The organism is Halomonas sp. 707D4 (assembly GCF_024158685.1).
GTDB lineage: Bacteria > Pseudomonadota > Gammaproteobacteria > Pseudomonadales > Halomonadaceae > Vreelandella.
The window spans coordinates 1-1,003 of sequence record NZ_JAMZBD010000764.1 but is presented as its reverse complement, the minus strand read 5'-3'; the positions used below and the strand labels follow the sequence as shown (position 1 = coordinate 1,003).

Sequence of the window (1,003 nt, the reverse complement as noted above, 5' to 3'; positions counted from 1 at the left end):
CTGGGTGTCGTGGTCGGTGAGCGTGAATCGCGCGCCCGGGGCGAATTCCGGCAGGTCGCTTTCGGCACGGGCCGTGGTGGCGTTGCGGCGCAGGTGCTCGAGGCGGAGGCGGGTGAAGGGCTTGCCGGAGGTGTCCTGCTTGTAGCGGCCGGGGTAGTCGTAATGTTCGTAGTCGCTCTGCTGGCCGTGGGCCTCTACGTCATCGCCCAGGTGATCGTGGAGCTGGGCGTAGGCGGGGTTCTTGAAGCTGTAGTCCTTGAGCTGGGCGCTGGCGGCGGCGACCCGGGCGGTGTGGCTGAGCTTGCGCACGTGCCGCGTGGGCGGCGTGCCCCCGGCGCGGCTGTGGTAGGTGCGCTCGCCCAGATTCGTCAGCGCCTGCGGGTCGTCGGAGAACACCAGCCGGTGGGCACCGCCGTCGCTGTCCTCGAACTCGTGAAAATAGAACAGGCCCTCTTCGGCGGCGAGGCGCTCGATGAAGGCGAGATCGGTCTCGCGGTACTGGACGCAGTACTCGCGCTCGGCGGGTTCGCGGCTAACGGCAAACGCCACATCGGTGATACCCCGCTCGTCCAGCAGGGTGTTGATGATGGTGAGCGGGTCGACCTTCTGGAAGATGCGCGAGTTGTGGCGAAGCGAGGTGCGCCACAGCGCCGGGCGCAGCGTAAGGGTATAGAAGGTGCGCCGGTGGCCGCGATCGCCGCGGCCGAACTCACTGACAATGCCGTGGACCCGGCGCAGCGGCGCGCCGTCCTGCCACACGGTGAGCGTGGCCTCGCGGTCGAGCAGCTCGGCGGCGTCCAGGCCACCATCGCGGCTGGCCAGCGTGGCGGTCAGCGTGAAGGGTTCGGAGAGCGCCTCGCGGTGGGTGAAATCGACCACCGCGACGTCGTCGACGCCGGGTAGCGTCAGGGTGAACCGTAGCCCCGCTCCGTTTGCCATCGTGCTGCTCCTCGGCCATCCACTCATCGATTGAAAACGATAAGAATAATGATCTGGGCAGACA

At 67.6% G+C, this 1,003-nt stretch carries 1 protein-coding gene; it reads right to left on the bottom strand.

Features of this window, described 5'->3' with window-relative positions:
- Window positions 1–939 (bottom strand): type VI secretion system tip protein TssI/VgrG (gene tssI, locus BIS11_RS18535; protein ID WP_253586858.1); only part of this gene is annotated, 939 nt, incomplete at its 3' end.
- Between the last annotated feature and the right edge of the window lie 64 nt (window positions 940–1,003).